Annotated in this window: 14 protein-coding genes; 6 read left to right on the plus strand and 8 right to left on the minus strand. The window is 63.4% G+C overall.

Annotation, left to right across the window (positions count from 1 at the left end):
- Positions 1–293: 293 nt before the first annotated feature.
- The 7 genes from lnt to NYP18_RS13120 form a co-directional block, all read right to left on the minus strand.
- Positions 294–1,856, minus strand: coding sequence for an apolipoprotein N-acyltransferase (gene lnt / locus NYP18_RS13090; RefSeq protein ID WP_241228478.1), 1,563 nt, complete (start codon positions 1,854–1,856; stop codon positions 294–296).
- Positions 1,857–2,061: 205 nt separating this feature from the next.
- Positions 2,062–3,090, minus strand: coding sequence for a c-type cytochrome biogenesis protein CcsB (gene ccsB, locus NYP18_RS13095; protein ID WP_259428646.1), 1,029 nt, complete (start codon positions 3,088–3,090; stop codon positions 2,062–2,064).
- 36 nt (positions 3,091–3,126) lie between these two features.
- The gene (gene resB, locus NYP18_RS13100; RefSeq protein WP_259428647.1) at positions 3,127–4,806 is read right to left on the minus strand and encodes a cytochrome c biogenesis protein ResB; all 1,680 of its coding nucleotides are present in this window, start codon (positions 4,804–4,806) and stop codon (positions 3,127–3,129) included.
- 93 nt (positions 4,807–4,899) lie between these two features.
- Complete coding sequence (locus NYP18_RS13105; RefSeq protein WP_259428648.1) at positions 4,900–5,712, minus strand: cytochrome c biogenesis CcdA family protein; 813 nt, start codon at positions 5,710–5,712, stop codon at positions 4,900–4,902.
- A complete protein-coding gene (locus NYP18_RS13110; protein WP_259428649.1) occupies positions 5,709–6,323 on the minus strand; it encodes a TlpA family protein disulfide reductase in 615 nt (204 codons plus the stop codon). The genes NYP18_RS13105 and NYP18_RS13110 overlap by 4 nt, the downstream gene beginning before the upstream one ends.
- A 151-nt stretch (positions 6,324–6,474) precedes the next feature.
- Positions 6,475–7,959, minus strand: coding sequence for a multicopper oxidase family protein (locus NYP18_RS13115; protein ID WP_259428650.1), 1,485 nt, complete (start codon positions 7,957–7,959; stop codon positions 6,475–6,477).
- Positions 7,960–8,031: 72 nt separating this feature from the next.
- Complete coding sequence (locus NYP18_RS13120; protein ID WP_259428651.1) at positions 8,032–8,607, minus strand: CueP family metal-binding protein; 576 nt, start codon at positions 8,605–8,607, stop codon at positions 8,032–8,034.
- 388 nt (positions 8,608–8,995) lie between these two features.
- Between NYP18_RS13120 and NYP18_RS13125 the strand changes: the two genes are divergently transcribed.
- From NYP18_RS13125 to NYP18_RS13150, 6 genes are all read left to right on the plus strand, one after another.
- The gene (locus tag NYP18_RS13125) at positions 8,996–9,706 is read left to right on the plus strand and encodes a response regulator transcription factor (protein WP_156229580.1); all 711 of its coding nucleotides are present in this window, start codon (positions 8,996–8,998) and stop codon (positions 9,704–9,706) included.
- Complete coding sequence (locus NYP18_RS13130; protein ID WP_259428652.1) at positions 9,703–10,890, plus strand: sensor histidine kinase; 1,188 nt, start codon at positions 9,703–9,705, stop codon at positions 10,888–10,890. Before NYP18_RS13125 ends, NYP18_RS13130 begins: the two co-directional genes overlap by 4 nt.
- 47 nt (positions 10,891–10,937) lie before the next feature.
- Complete coding sequence (locus NYP18_RS13135; RefSeq protein ID WP_259428653.1) at positions 10,938–11,279, plus strand: heavy-metal-associated domain-containing protein; 342 nt, start codon at positions 10,938–10,940, stop codon at positions 11,277–11,279.
- 50 nt (positions 11,280–11,329) lie between these two features.
- Positions 11,330–13,561 (plus strand): copper-translocating P-type ATPase, encoded by a 2,232-nt coding sequence (locus NYP18_RS13140; protein ID WP_259428654.1) that lies wholly within the window; start codon positions 11,330–11,332, stop codon positions 13,559–13,561.
- Positions 13,562–13,613: 52 nt separating this feature from the next.
- Positions 13,614–14,276 carry a DUF305 domain-containing protein gene (locus NYP18_RS13145; RefSeq protein WP_259428655.1) on the plus strand — a complete coding sequence of 221 codons (663 nt, stop codon included), beginning with the start codon at positions 13,614–13,616 and terminating at the stop codon, positions 14,274–14,276.
- Positions 14,277–14,363: 87 nt separating this feature from the next.
- The gene (locus tag NYP18_RS13150; protein WP_259428656.1) at positions 14,364–15,416 is read left to right on the plus strand and encodes a type II glyceraldehyde-3-phosphate dehydrogenase; all 1,053 of its coding nucleotides are present in this window, start codon (positions 14,364–14,366) and stop codon (positions 15,414–15,416) included.
- Between the two features lie 112 nt (positions 15,417–15,528).
- Here NYP18_RS13150 and NYP18_RS13155 read toward each other — a convergent pair whose 3' ends face one another.
- On the minus strand, positions 15,529–16,413 hold the full coding sequence (locus NYP18_RS13155) for a fructose bisphosphate aldolase (RefSeq protein ID WP_259428666.1): 885 nt from the start codon (positions 16,411–16,413) through the stop codon (positions 15,529–15,531).
- Positions 16,414–16,640: the final 227 nt, after the last annotated feature.

Consider the following 16,640-nt stretch of genomic DNA (forward strand, 5'->3'; position numbering starts at 1 on the left):
TTCAAACTATCCGTTCCTAACAGTATCCCCGCGGAGGTCCGAGCGTCGGTCCTTCTTTTGGACCTGTCGCAAAAGCATGCCGCCACTCGCTCGATAGAGCAACGCAGGGAATGTCTTCGGGGTGTACTCAGTTTTTCTCCGGCCTCCAGTGGAGGAGCTTGGCAGTACCGGGCTTTGCCCCATTATCGGGGAATGATCTTGTCCCCAGGGCTATCATTGCCGGGTTGTTTCATGGCCACTGTCCGGGCTCCACAGCCTCTCCAGGGACGTCAGACTAGTCCCTCAAGCTGCCATCATGCGGGTTCGTCAGACGCAGCAAGGGCGAGCGTCTCGTCGACGTAGAAAGGTGGTGACGGAATCTGCCTTGAGGAGATACCTCCATGACCCCGTCTTCTCCTGAGCCAGTTGACGAGATCAGAAACCAGCGGCCACGCAAGAGCCAATAACGCGAGAACCAACATGGGCGTATCCCCCATTCGCGCGTACGGCGTCAAGCCAGTATGAAGTGGAACAGTTGCCGTCAGTAGTTCGCTTGTGCTCAAGTCACTGAGTTGTGACACTGTTCCGTCGGGCTGGATGATGGCCGAGTACCCGGTAGGGGCAGCTTGGAGAACTGTGCGGCCAAACTCGCTGGCACGCATCCGGGACGCGGCCACTTCAATGGCGGGTACTTCCTCGGTCACAAATGATGCGGCGTTAGTCGGGGCGAGCAGCAGCTGCCCACCATTGCGGACGGCGTCGGCAACCCGGTCGGCGAAGAACACCTCATAAGAAATGACGATCCCCAGTCGTGGTGCCTCGCTGGGATCGAGCACCGCCGGGCCCTCGCCGATAATGGCGTCGCGGGGGATAAACCGTGCGTCGTCACTGAGTCGTTCAATCAGGTTGCGCATGGGGAGATACTCGCCGAATGGCACACGGTGGTGCTTCTCATAGCGTCCCGACCGGGTGCCGTCTGGTCCCCATAATATGGATGCGTTCCGGAAATGCTCACCGTCGGACTCGGTAATACCGACCACGACGTTCGTGTCGAGCTGGCGGGCCAGCTCGGCAAAAGATGCATCAACAACCGTCCCATCGACCGTCTCGTCGACATTGGCGACGTTTTCGGGCAGCAGAACCAGATCAGGGTCCCCAGTGATGTCTCCGGCAGCTTGTAAATGCCGGCGGGTGGTATCAAACGGATCGGTATTGACCGCGCGAAGCCCGCGGGGGCCACCACCCTGCACGAGGACGACCTTCAGGGTGTCTTCTACCGCATCATCGACGATCGCCGGCGCGAACCCCGGGACAGCGAGTACCACAACAATTGCGACTACGGATAGGCCACGGGCTCGTCGCGGCTCGAGAATGACAGCGGCAACTACGGCCCCGGCAACTGCAGCCAGCGCGGTCGCCAGGAGAGTCCCACCCAGGGGTGCTGCAGCCATAAACGGACCGTCGGCCTGGCTGTATCCGAAAGCAGGAAGCGGAAAACCACCGAATGGGAACCGGTGTTGCACCGCTTCCAGCATCACCAGGGCAGCAGGGGTGAGCAGCCACCAGACAGGCCAGCGACGGCGAAAAGCTGGCTCGCTAGAAGATACCGCGGCAACCAGCATTAATAACAGCGTCTGGATGGCAACAACAGCAACGTATCCGGCAGTATTAAAGTCGGTGAGCCAACGCAGAGCAAGAGCGTAGTGGACCACCCCGCCCAGCACACCGAGCCACAGACGGTTGCGGAGGGGTTGACCTGCCAGCGCCAATATGAATATAGCCACACCTACCGGGAACAGCACCCACCAACCCCGTGGGGGCAGCGCCAGCCACCACGCGACCGCGGCCCCCACCATGAGCGCGGAATGGCTGGCCAATCTACGTCCGTTAGTACCCGCTATCTCCCGGGAAATCCGGGACGTCCTCGTACCCACTGCAGTACCAGGTCTCACCGGAGAGCACGATCTTTTCTGGACCGCTGATGAGCCGTGAACAGGAACAATCCTTCCAGCCATCCACCGCAACTTTCAATGCTTTTCCGCGTCTCTGAAGGTGTCCACCCGACTGCTGATGAAGCCAGATTTAGTTCAGGCCAGCGTAGGAATGCAGACCAGAGACCACCAGGTTGACGAAAAACAGGTTGAAGATCATCGTGGCCAAGGCCAGAATATTGATCCACGCGGCCTTGTGATCACGCCACCCGGCCGTGGCCCGGGCGTGCAAGTAGGCGGCATAGAGCACCCAGGAGATAAAGGAGGCGGTCTCCTTCGGATCCCACCCCCAGAACCGGCCCCAGGCAGCTTCCGCCCAGATCGCCCCCAGGACAATGCCCAGACCCAGCACCGGCAACGTGATGATGGCGGACTTGTAGGCCAGGGCATCCAACTTTTTCGCACTCGGCAGCGGCTTGGCCACAGCCCCGAAGAAGCCGCGCTCCGCACCCTTGGGTTGCCAGATGCGCAGCAGGTAGAGCAGGGAGGCGATACCCGACACGATGCCGATCGCCGCGCCCAGAGACACGGTGGAGACATGGACGGGCAACCAGTAGGATTGCAGGGCAGGCACCACCGGGGCGGAGTCGGAGTAGAGGCTGGTGCCGGCGAAGAACAGCAGGACGAGGACGGGGACCAGCAGCCAGGGCCACATGCTGCGCCATTCGCGGCGCTGAATGGCCAGGGCTGCGGCCATGACCGCCAGCACACAGATCATGGAGATGTACTCGTACATGTTGCCCAGCGGGAAGCGATCAGTGGCTAAGCCCCGCAGGACCACCGACATCAGGTGGACCACTGCACCCAACCAGACCAGCATCTGGGTCATGCCGCCGAATTTATGGGCGGAAGCCTCCCGGGCAGCAAATTGCTCATCGCTGAGCGGGGAATCCTCGGCGACGTCCCCCGTGGAGCGGTCACTGAGGTCAGCAGTACCGCTACCGGCGCCCACGGCGGCATATTCGGGGTGTGGGATGTCTTCGCGGGCCCGTCGGGCATCGATGACCCCCTGCATTTTCACGTAGTGCACGAGGGAGAGCACCAGGGCGAGCAGGTAGATCACGAACGCGGTCTGGAAGGCGGTATCGGAGAAGACGGACAGAGTCTGATTAACAGGCATCAATGGATGAAGTCCTTATCGCTTAAAGGGCGGGTGTTACTGACGGGGGGTCGTGACCAGCACGGGGATGTTCTCCTCGGCCTCCTCATCGATGTCGTCCGGATCGGGCAGGCCGAGCAGGTCACGGTGGAGCCGGTCGAACTCCCCACCCCAGCCGGCACGGTCGGTGCGGGCCAGGCCACCCATCTCCACAACTGTGGCGGTGCCGTCAGCAGAAGGTCGCAGACGGATCCAGATCCGCCGGCGCTTGATGACCAGTGAGCCGATCAGGGAGGACAGCATGAGCACGGTGGTCACCAGCACCCAGGGTTGGAAGGGGTCGTGGCTGATCTGGAAGTTGGCGAATTCACTGGCCCCGTCGAAGGCGACGGTCGTCCCGTCATCCAGGGTCACCTCCTCGCCCTGCAGGAGGTTGACCCGTTCGATCTTCTGCAACTGTCCGTTGCTGATCAGGGTGGGATCGAGTTCGAAGATCGACTGGGAGCGCCCGGTATCCAGACCCGCATCACCGCGGTAGATGTCAATGGCCACCGCTGGGTCGCGCATCGCTGGAAACGCGGAGGTCAATAGTTGACCGTTGTCCCCGCCCCACTCGGCGGTGGGGGCAAAGAGGCCTTCCAGGGCGATCTGGTTCTGGCGACGGTCATAAATGTCGGGGTACATCCCTGCCGGCGGATCAAACCGCATGGCCCCAGAGGACAGGAAGAAGACCGGATCCTCCGGGCCGAACTGCAGGGTCTGCGTGCGGGATTCCCCGTTGGGCCAGGTGACGGTGAAAGTCGGGGCATAGCCGTGGCCCATGAGGTAGATGCGGTCGCCTGCCACCCGCAGGGGGTGGTTGACCTGCAGCTGGTAGTCGGTCCACTCCTCCTTGGGCTTAAGAATGTCCTCACCGATGGCATAGGAGATATTGGAGGTGAACATCTCCGCCTGCCCGTTGGGCAGGTAATCAGCCGCGAAGTCATGCGCATCGAAGCAAAACGTGGTCAACCCTGTGCCATCGAAAGTCGGACCGGCCCGGAAGGAGTCGAAGTTCGCGGTGGAGGTGTTACAGAACTCGGTGCTCTGCTCGATCGGCGGGGTCTCGTAGTTGCCGGATTCGGTGACGATGATAACCATGCCCTCGTAGTAGACCATCCGGCCGGCAGCGATCGTGACGAGCATGCCCACCAGGGACAGGTGGAAGATCAGGTTGGCCAGCTCGCGGGTGTATCCGCGCTCCGCCGCCAGGGAAAACACCCCGGCCCGGTCCTTGTCCGGGGTGTATTCAGCGACTTTCCACCGCTTGAGCAGCCCCCGGGCCTCACGGGTGAGCTGGTCCATCGGCTTGTCGACGGTGCCCGTGGCGTGCAGCGGCAGGCGCTCCAGCCGCTTCGGCGCGCGCGCCGGTGGGGTTTTCATCGCCTTATAGTGCTCCCAGGACCGGGGCAGGATGCAGCCGATCAGGGAGAGGGTCAACAGCATGAAGATGGCGTTGAACCAGGTGGATTCGAAGACGTCGAACAGTTGTAGTTGGTCGTAGATCTCGGCGAGCCGGCCGTTGTCGGCAATATAGTCGGCGACGTTGCCCTCATTGAGGCTGCGTTGGGGCAACACGGTACCGGGGATCGCGGCGATCGCCAGGACGAACAGCAGCACCAGGGCGGTGCGCATGCTGGTCAGCCAGTGCCAGGCTTTCTTCGGATACGTTCCTACGGTGCGCATCAGGGGGGTCATGGTGTTCCTTTTCCAGTCCGCGGCCCACACCAGGGGGTGGTGGCTGCGGGGTAGGGATGTCAGTCGGGGGCCGGTGAGGTGAGCGGCCAGGTGCTAGATCAAGGTGGCGCCGTATTCGACGGTCCACTGGCGCACAAAGTTGATGAAATACGCCCACGCCCCGCTGGCCAGGGCAATGCCCACCAGGATCATGAGCACCCCGCCGAACATCTGGATCTTCCGGGAATGACGGCGCAGCCAACCAACCGTGCGCATGGCCCGGGCCGAGCCAAAGGCCATGAGAAGAAACGGCAGGCCCAGTCCCAGGCAGTAGCCGATGATGAGGATGACCCCGCGCACAGCGGTCATGCCCTCGGTGCCGGCGGACACGGAGATGATCGCCGCCAGGGTGGGCCCCAGGCACGGCGTCCACCCCAAGGCGAAGACTCCCCCCAGCAGCGGGGCACCCAACCAGGTGGACCATTTCTTCGGGGCCATCCGGGTGTCGCGTTGCAGGGCGGGCACCATGCCCATGAACGCCAGGCCCATGAGAATGGTGATCACCCCGCCGATGCGCATGAGAATCTCGGCGTTGAGGGTAAGCAGGCTGATCGCCCCGAAGACAGTGACGGTGGCCAGCACAAAGACGATCGTGAAGCCGAGGATGAACAACCCGGCCGCACCGGCTACCGCCCACTGGCGTTTGGTGACCACCGCACCCCGCTGGGCGTCGTAGTCAACCTCCCCGCCGACCACACTGGCCAGATACGACATGTACCCGGGCACCAGGGGTACGACGCACGGGGAGGCGAACGAAATCAGACCTGCAGCTGCCGCAGCCAGGATGCCGATCATCAGCGGCCCGGTGGCCGCGGCGTCAGCGAACTGCTGGCCGATCGCCCACTGGGCCATCACATCAACGGTCATGATGCGGGTGCCTCCTCGGCCAGCGGCAGGGCGACATCGAGGATGTCATCGGCGGTGACCTCGCGGAGGAAGACCGCGGCTGGGCGGTGGCTTCGGTCCAGGACGATGGTGGTGGGGATGACCGAGGTCGGCACCCCGCCGAGTGCCGCGGCGCTACGAAACGGTGGGTCGTAGATCGAGGGGTAGGTCACGCCATTATCGGTGACGAAGTCCTGGGCGATGGTCTGGTTATAGTCGCGGACGTTGATCCCCAGCACCGTGCCCCCGAGGGGTTGGAGAGTCTCCTGGACAAGCTGCAGGTCATCGACTTCCGCCCGACAGGGTGCACACCACTGGCCCCAGGCGTTGAGGACAACGATCTCACCTGCAAAATCAGACAGGTTGATCTCCTCGTCCTCCGCCATGAGGGAGGGGCCGGAGAAGTCCGGCAGCGGGGCGCGTTCTTCTTCTGCGTAGAGGATTTCGGTCTGGCCTCCTGGTGAGTGGAACTGGAAGGTGCCCCCGACGGCGACGGCGTTTCGGGCACCATCGCCCGAGGAACAGGCCACCAGGGTCAGGGCGGTGAGCACCGCGGTAACCGCGGTCGCGGCCCTGCGGGACGTGCTCGACATGGGTGAGATCTCCTTAGTACGGGACGGGTGGAAAAGGGGTCGGTGTTCTGGTTGTCCCGAAAAGACCACAACACCCAAGCAGGTCATACTGCTGCCCGGTGGACGGTCGGTAGCGACCCTGCCCATCCCGGTGATCACTCATGCTGTGGGCTTACTCGTAGCGAAGCGAGCTCATCATCCCGGTTTCCATGTGGTAGGCGTTGTGGCAGTGAAACGCCCACTCGCCAGGGTTGTCGGCGATCAGATCAGCGATCACGGTTTCGCCGTGGCGGAGCAGGACGGTGTCCTTGCGCAGCCCGCCGCTGCCGGGCAGCGACCAGGTGTGGCCGTGGATGTGCATGGGGTGGGGCATCATGGTTCTGTTGCGCATGATCATCCGCAGGCGCTGGCCCTCCCGGACGGTGCCCGGGGAGGATTGGCCGTCGGTGAGAATGCCCCATTCATACGGCATCATCTGCCCGCTCAGGTCAATGCTGGCTTCTCGGTCTGGTTTGCCCTCCGGCAGAAGTGCCCGGTCTGCAGGTTCGAAGGAGGTGAGGAAGGTACCGGCAGCGTTGAGCTCAGGGAAGGTGGTCTCTGGTGCGGGGACCCGGCCCCCGGAGGTCCGGACCACGGCGAAAGCCCGGTCGTCCTTGCCGGCGGCCAGAGCAGTCAGCGGGAACGCCCCATCGCCCAGCACCACCTCCACGTCCACGCGCTCGCCCATCGAGAGGTAGAACGATTCGATGTCGCGGGGGCGGACAGGGAAACCGTCGACGTGGGTGACGGTCAGGCGGTGTCCACCGAGAGCCACCTTGAAGATGGTGTCACCACCGGCGTTGATGAACCGGAGGCGGGCTTTATCCCCCGGCCGGGCGTGGAACGTGCGGTGCGCCCTAGGGATGCGCCCGTTGATGAGATAGTGCGGATACATGACATCACCGGCGTCTCCGCCCAGAGCCGGGTCGGGGGTGCCGTGGGCCATCATGCCCCCGTCACCACCCATATCCATGTCCCCGTGGTCGCCCATGCCCATCCCCGTCAGCATGTGCAGCTGGTCCTCGGGGGTGCTGCCATCGATACCGTCAACCCAGTCGTCGAGCACGATGGTCCATTCGACGTCCTGGTCGTCCGCGTCTTCGGGATCGCGGACGATCAACGGAGCGTGCAGTCCGCGGTCGAGCTGCAGGCCACTGTGGGAATGGTAGAAGTAGGTGCCCCCATGCGGGGTTTCAAAGAGGTAGCGAAACGTCTCCCCCGGTTCAATGGGAGATTGGGTCATCCCCGGAACCCCGTCGGCCGCGTTGTGCAGGGCAATCCCGTGCCAGTGGATGGAGGTGGACTCGGGCAGGTCATTGGTGATGTCGACCTGGAGGACGTCCCCGACGGTGGTTTCGATGGCGGGTTCACCGGTATCGGCGCTATACCCCCAGGTCTGCGCCTCGATGCCGCCGATATCGATCGACATGGGTCGGGCAGTCAGCTTTTTGCGCACCGAGGGTTGTGCCAGGTTCGTCGGTGTCGGGTACGGGCCAGCCGATGAGGAGGAACCGGAGGCAGCAGGGGCATTATTTCCCCCGCAGGCGGCCAGGGCACCGGTCCCGGCGAGCATGAGTCCACCGAGCAGAAGCTGTCGTCGGGAAAAATTATTCGTCATGGTTCAAACGTCCTTGGGGAAGGTCGGAGTGACACAGGGGGAAAGAATCGGGCAGAGCACAGGGCCAGTCCGTCAGGTCAGTCGCAGGTCCGTGACGCAGGTGACGCCGTCGTCGGTGGTGGAGAACTCGGTGGCACCGGTGCGTCCCTGATGGGTGACTTCGATGGTGCCGGTGGCATCATCGGGGATCCAGAAGCCGACGAAGCCGTTGTCGAAGGTGGTCGTCTCCTCATCCACCAGGACCTCGCCGCTCGCCTCGTCGGTGATGGTGACCTGGATGGGCTCGTTGCCGAGCTCGCCAAGGCAGGTGGTCAGGCTGTGGTAGAAGCAGTCGTGCGTCTGGTTCACGTACGGGGCGATCGACACGTACGTCAGGTCCTCCGGCAGCTCGAGGACGACTTCCTGATGATCGTCGGTGAGCAGTAGCTCGTCGGTGCGTACCGAGGCGATCAGGTCAGTGGGGCGGTCAGCGACAGCCATCTGGTCGAGATGATCGATGGCCCTGACGGCGTCCATGCCGGCCAGGCCGTGCGTGGTCAAAAACTCGTCCTGCGAGACATCCCCCGCGGCAGTCGACCCCGACATCGCGGAGGAACAACCGGTCAGTGTCAGTGCGAGGGCGGGGGCCACGATCGCTGCTCGTTTCACGTCAATCTCCTCGGGTCAGGGTGGCATGCAACCTGGGGTTGATGCTATGACTTTTTAGCACCCTGACACCTCTCCCCTGAAATAAAAATGTCTTCTAGCAGCGCTGACATCCTCTTTGAGGGAGCTTGGGCAGTGGCCTAGCTCACCGCAACGGAAGCGTTTTCACCCCGTTTCGATTGTCCCCTGGCTCCCGTGTTGACTACCTGCACAGATGACAATCACCTGGTGGTAATACTTTTCTCCGGGACAGCGGAGCGTGAATACTCCCGGTTCTTGATCAGGTGATCGATGGGGGGAGGACCGAAGTTTTTGAAGACTTGATGAAGATTTCGTCCATAACCGCTCAGAAGCACCTCATTCCACCCGCCCTGGGGTGATACTGGCACCCATGGTTTCCCACACAACGGCGGAAAATCGTCCCGCTGGCCGGGTCCTGGTCGTCGACGACGAAAAACCCCTGGCCGAGATGGTGGCCACCTATCTCGAACGCGCCGGATTTACCGTCACCCAGGCCCACACCGGACCCCAGGCGCTGGAGGAGGCCCGCCGTTTCACCCCAGATGTCATCGTGCTGGATCTCGGCCTGCCCGGGATGGACGGCCTTCAGGTCTGCCGACAGATCCGCGCCTTCTCCGACTGCTACATCCTCATGCTCACCGCGCGTGGCAGTGAGGACGACAAGATCACCGGCCTGACGGCGGGGGCCGATGACTACATCACCAAACCGTTCAGTATCCGGGAACTGGTCACCCGCATCCATGCCGTCCTACGCCGGCCCCGGGCCACCACCATGGCTACCCCGCTGACGGTCGGCGAGCTGGTCATCGATCCCATCGCCCATGAGGCACGGGTCGGCGATGTACTCGTTGATCTGACCCGCACCGAGTGTGAACTGCTGGCCGTCCTCGCACTGCGCCGCGGCCAGGTCCTGTCCCGCCACGAACTGGTCACCGATGTCTGGGACACCTCCTGGGTCGGGGATGAACGCATCATCGACGTCCACATCGGCAACCTCCGCCGCAAGCTCGGCACTGACTCAAAGGGGCGGGGCTTTATCGAGACCGTTCGTGGGGTCGGCTACCGGATGGGGCGGGCATGAAAACCGAAACCAGCCTGACGTTGCGCTTCCTGGCGGCCCAGGTGCTGGTCGTGGCGATCAGCCTGCTCGTGGCCGGGGCCGTGGCTTCCCTGGTGGGTCCACCGGTCTTCCACGATCATATGTTGATGACCGGACAGCCTGACCCTTCCCTGGAGTTGTTCCACGCCGAACAGGCCTACCGGGACGCCAACCTGATCACCCTGGCCGTGGCGCTGCCGACCGCCCTGATCTGCGCGCTGATCGCCAGCCTGTGGCTCTCGCGCCGACTGCGCACGCCCTTGCAGAACCTGACCCGGGCGGCCACCTCCGTCGCTGCCGGCAACTACCGCGTGCGGGTTCCTGCCGGGGATGCCGGACCCGAGGTCGCCACGTTGGCCCAGGCCTTCAACACCATGGCTGATCGACTCGAACATACCGAGGACCTGCGACGACAGATGCTCTCGGATCTGGCGCATGAGATGCGTACTCCGGTCTCCGTGCTGTCGGTCTACCTTGATGGTCTGGAAGACGGCGTGGTGGACTGGGACCTTGCCACAAACTCAGTCATGGCGGAGCAGCTCACCCGCCTGACCCGGCTGGTGGAGGACATCGACGATGTCTCCCGGGCCCAGGAAAATCAGATGGACCTGGATGTGACCGAGGAAGACCTCGGCCAGCTCCTCCACGCCACCGCAGCAGCAGCTCAGGAATCCTACGTCGATAAGGGCGTCGGGTTGCAGGTCGAGGCTGCCACAGGCACGGCCAGGGTGGCCGTCGACCCTCAACGCTTCGGCCAGGTCATGGGCAACCTGCTGACCAACGCACTGCGCCACACCCCGCCCGGCGGTCAGGTCACCATCGGTGCCGCCCGCCGAGGGGCCGACAGTGTCCTCATCGAGGTCACCGACACCGGGGACGGGATGACTGCAGACCAGCTGGGGCACATCTTCGAGCGGTTCTACCGCGGGGACACCGCCCGCGACCGCGACCACGGCGGTTCCGGCATCGGCCTGACCATCTCCCGGGCGCTGGTGGAAGCTCACGGCGGGACACTCACCGCCACCTCTTCCGGACCTGGTGCCGGATCGATCTTCACCATCGCTCTTCCGCTGCTCCCGGAAAGAACCGCACTGATGAGCGCCGACCGTCCCGATGAGACAACGATTCTCACTACCCCTCGAAATATACCCCATAGGGGTATATAGTGAAAGGCGAGACCTTGCCCGATTCACCGATCCGAAGGAGCAATCCGATGACCACCCCGACTCCCCCCTTGCTGCCGATGGCCTCCGACGGCTGTGGGTGCTGCGCACCCTCTGCCCCCTCTACGCCTTCCGTGAAAACCTCCTCCGCCCCTGCCGCCACGAAAACCAACGCAGGCCCCGATGTTCCCACCGTCTACCAGGTCACCGGCATGACCTGCGGTCACTGCACCGACAGCGTCACCAAGGCTGTCCGTGCGCTGCCCCAGGTCGACGACGTTCAGATTGACCTTGCCGCCGGTGGTGTCTCCACCGTCACCGTCACTGGTGCCGCCTCCCCGCAGGTGGTCAAGGACGCCATTGCAGCAGCCGGCTACAGCGTCATTTCCTGATTGGTCCATCCACCAGCTCAACCCTGACCGGGTTGAACAGAAGGAATGTCATGAACACTCCCCACCATCACGGTGATCACCACGGTGATCACCCCGCCCCGGAAGCGGGGCACACCAACCTCACGGACCAGGCCGGTCACGAGCACCATGCGGATACCGACACCCACGGCCAGGCGATGCCGCACGAGCACCCGCACTCGGCCCTGGATGAGGATCACCAGGTCCACAGTCACGGCGACCACGCCGGTCACAGCACCGCGATGTTCAGAAAATACTTCTGGTGGTCGCTGATCCTGTCGGTGCCGGTAGTGTTTTTCAGCCCGATGTTCGCCGATCTACTGGGATACAGTATTCCGGAGATTCCGGGAGCCTACTGGATTCCTCCGGTCCTGGGCACAATCATCTTCGTCTACGGCGGCAGCCCCTTCCTCAAGGGTGCAATGACCGAGCTGAAATCCCGCCAGCCGGGGATGATGCTGCTGATCGCCATGGCCATCACCGTGGCGTTCGTCGCCTCCTGGGTCACCACCCTGGAGATTGGCGGATTCCACCTGGATTTCTGGTGGGAGCTGGCCCTGCTGGTGACCATCATGCTGCTGGGCCACTGGCTGGAGATGCGCGCCCTCGGTGCGGCCTCCTCAGCACTCGACGCCCTGGCCGCACTCCTGCCGGATGAGGCCGAAAAAGTGGAAGACGGGACCACCCGCACCGTCGCCATCTCAGAGCTCACCGTCGACGATGTCGTGCTCGTGCGGGCCGGTGCCCGGGTGCCGGCCGACGGAATCATCATTGATGGTGCGGCCGAATTCGATGAGGCGATGATCACCGGCGAATCCCGGCCCGTCTTCCGCGACACCGGTGACAAGGTGGTCGCGGGTACCGTGGCCACCGACAACACCGTCCGCGTGCGCGTCGAGGCCACCGGCGGGGACACCGCCCTGGCCGGGATCCAGCGCATGGTCGCCGACGCCCAGGCATCCTCCTCCCGGGCACAAGCCCTGGCCGACCGCGCAGCAGCCTTCCTGTTCTGGTTTGCCCTCATCGTTGCCCTGATCACCGCGGTGGTGTGGACCGTGCTGGGTAGCCCAGACGATGCCGTGGTGCGCGCGGTGACGGTGCTGATCATCGCCTGCCCGCACGCCCTGGGACTGGCGATCCCCCTGGTCATCGCGATCTCCACCGAGCGGGCCGCGAAATCCGGGGTGCTCATCAAGGACCGGTTGGCCCTGGAGCGCATGCGCACCATCGATGTGGTGCTCTTCGACAAGACCGGCACCCTGACCGAAGGCGCGCACGCCGTCACCGGTGTCGTAGCAGCCGACGCCGTCACCGAGGGCGAGCTGCTGGCGCTGGCGGCTGCGGCGGAGGCCGACAGTGAGCACCCCGTGGCCCGTGCCATCGTCGCAGCCGCCGCCGCACACCCCGAGGCCTCCCGCCAGCACATGCGCGGCGAGAACTTCACTGCGGCCTCCGGCCGAGGGGTGCGTGCCCGGGTGAACGGCTCCGACATTGTCGTCGGTGGGCCGAACATGCTGCGCGAGTTCGGCCTCACCCCACCGGGTGAGATCACCGACACCACCAGCTCCTGGACCGGGCGTGGGGCCGGTGTCCTCCATGTCGTCCGTGACGGAGAGATCATCGGTGCCGTGGCGGTCGAGGACAAGGTCCGCCCCGAATCCCGTGCCGCAGTGCGCGCCCTGCAGCGCCATGGCATCAAGGTCGCGATGATCACCGGCGACGCCCAACAGGTCGCCCAGGCAGTGGGCAGGGACCTGGGGATTGACGAGGTCTTTGCCGAAGTCCTGCCCCAGGACAAGGACACCAAGGTCACGCAGCTGCAGGACCGTGGCCTGAGCGTGGCCATGGTCGGTGACGGCGTCAACGACGCCCCCGCTCTGGCGCGTGCCGAAGTCGGCATCGCCATTGGTGCCGGCACCGATGTGGCCATGGAATCCGCCGGGGTGGTCCTGGCCAGCGACGATCCGCGGGCGGTGTTGTCGATGATTGAGCTCTCGCGGGCCAGCTACCGCAAAATGGTCCAGAACCTCGTCTGGGCGACCGGTTACAACATCGTGGCCGTGCCGTTGGCTGCCGGTGTGCTTGCCCCCATCGGTATTCTGCTTCCCCCGGCGGCCGCCGCCATCTTGATGTCCCTGTCCACGATCATCGTCGCCCTAAACGCCCAGCTGCTGCGTCGGATTGATCTGGATCCGGCCCACCTGGCCCCCACTGACCGGAAGGATGAGCACACTGCCCTGAGCCCTGCGGCCACCGTCCATTGACATGTACTCCATCATCGACTCCCCCCATGCATACCTTCTGAAAGGGAACCTCATGAAGCGCACTATCACCCTCGCCACCCTCGCCGTGGCCTCCACCCTGGTTTTGTCCGCCTGTGCAGACGGTACCGAGGGAGAAAACACCGACGCCACGACCATCGCCACGACATCAGCCCCCGACACCGCCGAGACGACCGGAGCCACCACAGGTACTGAAACAGAGACGGGGGCGGTTGGAGAGGTCTCCGCCGAGCACAATGACGCCGACATCATGTTCGCGCAGATGATGATCCCGCATCACCAGCAGGCCGTGGAGATGAGCGAGATGCTCCTGGCCAAGGATGATATCCCGACCGAGGTCGCTGACTTCGCCGAGGGCGTCATTGACGCTCAGGGCCCCGAGATTGACCGGATGAACACCATGCTCGAGGCCTGGGGAGAAGAGCCGGTCACCGGTGACATGGGTGGGATGGACCATGGCGGGATGAGCGGGATGATGAGCGAGCAGGACATGGCAGCCCTCGACGACGCCCAGGGCACTGAGGCAGCCCAACTCTACCTGGAGCAGATGACCGCCCACCACGAGGGCGCTGTCGAGATGGCCCGCGATGAGGTCACTGACGGCCAGAACCCGCAGGCCATCGCCCTGGCTGAACAGGTCATTGAAGACCAGGAGGCCGAGATCACCCAGATGGAGCAGATGCTCAACGCGCTCTGAACAAAGACAGTGCCTGACCACACCAGATGAGAAGCACGACGATACGACCATCAGGTCACACCAGGATTTCCGGTAAGGACGAAGAATATGCCAACTAAGATCAAGGTTGCAGTAAACGGGTACGGTGTCATCGGTAAACGGGTAGCCGACGCGGTGAGAGCCCAGGAGGACATGGAACTCCTCGGGGTCAGCGACGTCACCACCGATTACCGGGTCGCCACCGCCATCACACTGGGCATCCCGGTTTATGCTTCCACCGAAGAAGCCCACCAGGAGATGAGCGAGGCCGGATATCCTGTCGCCGGAAACCTATCGGACCTGCTCGACAACGCTGACGTCGTGGTGGACTGCACCCCGGCCACAATCGGGGCCGGCAACCTCGACCTCTACCGCACGCATGGAGTCAAGTCCGTGTTCCAGGGCGGGGAGAAGCACAGTCTCACCGGTCACTCTTTTGTTGCCAACGCCAACTACAGTTCCACGCTCGGACGCGACACCACCCGCGTGGTGTCCTGCAACACCACCGGAACTGTCCGCACTCTGACCGCACTCAAAAACGCTGGGTTGCTGACCAAAGCACGCGGAGTGCTCGTCCGACGGGCCACCGATCCGTGGGAATCCGATCACTCGGGGATCATGAACACCATCGTTCCCGAAGGCAAGATCCCCAGCCATCAGGGCCCGGACGCCCAGTCGGTGGTCCCCGACCTGGATGTGGTGACCATGGCGGCCAAGGGAGCACACACCCACAACCACCTGCATTTCTGGACCATCGAGCTGACCCGTCCGGCAGACGCAGCAGAGGTTCTCGAGGCGTTGAAGGCGATGCCGCGGATCGCTTTCGTGCGACGCTCCGATGGCATCGTGGCGGTCAACAGCACCGTCGAACTGATGCGAGATCTAGGTAGGCCACGAGGTGATATGTATGAGGTCGCCATCTGGGAGGACATCCTGACCGTGCAGGGCAATGAGTTGTACTGGACGTACACGGTCGATAACCAGGCCATCGTGGTCCCCGAGAACATCGACGCGATCCGTGCCCTGGCTGGCACCGTGGAAGACGGTGATGAATCCATCCAGCGCACCGATCGTGCCCTGGGGGTACGCGCGGACTTTGTCTCCCCTGCGCCCACCAGCTGATTCACGCAGCAGACACCCACGGCGGTGCCCGACCCGGATATGAACTATCCGGGTCGGGCACTGCCGTTTGCCCAGGTGATCAGACGCACCGCGCCTTCTTTCGAAGACGCACTCAGGTGCGAGATGCTTCCGCGATGGTACCGATTGCTTCCGCCAGGACAGCGTCGAATTCGACGTCATCCTGGGTGACGGTGAGCCCTTCGGTCAGGGCGCGGGAGAAACTGGCGATCATCCCGCGGTTGCGTGCTAGGCGGGCATTCGCTTCCGCGCGTGAGTAGCCCCCCGATAGTGCCAGCACCCGGATCACCCGCGGATGTTCCACGAACTCGCGGTAGAAGTCATCCGTGTCCGGAAGCGTCAGTTTGAGGATAACCAGCTGGTCCTCCTTGAGCTGGTCCAGCTCTGTGCGCAGGGCCCCCCGGAGCTGGTCTTCTACCTCGGTTTTCCGGGGACTGTGGATGTCGACCTCAGGCTCAACAATGGGCACCAGCCCGAACCCGAGGATCTGCTGAGCGATCGCAAACTGCTGCGCCACGACAGCGTCCACCCCCTGCCCGGGAAGCTTGATGAACGAGCGCATTTTGGTACCGAACATCTTCTTGCTGACCGCACGGGCAAGCAGGTCATCTAAGTCAGGGAGAGGCTTCATGACCTGAGCCCCATCGGTTTCTTCCGCCAGGCCCTTGTCAATCTTGAGGAACGGCACCATGCCTTTGACATTCCACAGGTACTCCCCGGTGGGTATTCCCCCGATGTCGCGGTCCATGGTGTCCTCGAACATAATCACCCCCAGGATCTCGTCACAGTCGAAGCTGGGGCTGGTGATGATGCGCCGACGCATCTTATGCACCAGCTCAAACATCTCCTCCTCACTGGAGTAGGCGTCCTCATTGATCCCATAAAGTTTCAGCGCTTTCGGGGTACTGCCCCCACTTTGATCCAACGCCGCGATGAAACCGGTCCCGGCCCTGATCACGTTGTATTTTCCTGAATCCATGACATGTCCTTCCACCTAGCCAATTGTGACCATATTTTCGAGCCTGCTCTACCCCGGTCCCAGGACACTGTGCTCGTTGTCGTACCCCGGTGTGGTTCCTGTCCCTGTCGTTGACCGAGAGAAAAGACACTCCTCCGGTAACTACCACGGGCCTGCGTCATGAGGACTCTTTCCCGGGTGGTGCGCGGCCAGCGTGCATCTTCGACAGCTACCCTCTCCGCCGGAGG

The organism is Corynebacterium lemuris (assembly GCF_024919295.1).
Taxonomy (GTDB): domain Bacteria; phylum Actinomycetota; class Actinomycetes; order Mycobacteriales; family Mycobacteriaceae; genus Corynebacterium; species Corynebacterium lemuris.

What these genes read in the sequence shown, in the direction of transcription:
- ccsB (WP_259428646.1), bottom strand. Translation starts at nt 3,090, where the DNA reads ATGCCTGTTAATCAGACTCTGTCCGTCTTCTCCGATACCGCCTTCCAG.
- resB (WP_259428647.1), bottom strand. Translation starts at nt 4,806, where the DNA reads ATGACCCCCCTGATGCGCACCGTAGGAACGTATCCGAAGAAAGCCTGG.
- NYP18_RS13105 (WP_259428648.1), bottom strand. Translation starts at nt 5,712, where the DNA reads ATGACCGTTGATGTGATGGCCCAGTGGGCGATCGGCCAGCAGTTCGCT.
- NYP18_RS13110 (WP_259428649.1), bottom strand. Translation starts at nt 6,323, where the DNA reads ATGTCGAGCACGTCCCGCAGGGCCGCGACCGCGGTTACCGCGGTGCTC.
- NYP18_RS13115 (WP_259428650.1), bottom strand. Translation starts at nt 7,959, where the DNA reads ATGACGAATAATTTTTCCCGACGACAGCTTCTGCTCGGTGGACTCATG.
- NYP18_RS13125 (WP_156229580.1), top strand. Translation starts at nt 8,996, where the DNA reads ATGGTTTCCCACACAACGGCGGAAAATCGTCCCGCTGGCCGGGTCCTG.
- NYP18_RS13130 (WP_259428652.1), top strand. Translation starts at nt 9,703, where the DNA reads ATGAAAACCGAAACCAGCCTGACGTTGCGCTTCCTGGCGGCCCAGGTG.
- NYP18_RS13135 (WP_259428653.1), top strand. Translation starts at nt 10,938, where the DNA reads ATGACCACCCCGACTCCCCCCTTGCTGCCGATGGCCTCCGACGGCTGT.
- NYP18_RS13140 (WP_259428654.1), top strand. Translation starts at nt 11,330, where the DNA reads ATGAACACTCCCCACCATCACGGTGATCACCACGGTGATCACCCCGCC.
- NYP18_RS13145 (WP_259428655.1), top strand. Translation starts at nt 13,614, where the DNA reads ATGAAGCGCACTATCACCCTCGCCACCCTCGCCGTGGCCTCCACCCTG.
- NYP18_RS13150 (WP_259428656.1), top strand. Translation starts at nt 14,364, where the DNA reads ATGCCAACTAAGATCAAGGTTGCAGTAAACGGGTACGGTGTCATCGGT.
- NYP18_RS13155 (WP_259428666.1), bottom strand. Translation starts at nt 16,413, where the DNA reads ATGGATTCAGGAAAATACAACGTGATCAGGGCCGGGACCGGTTTCATC.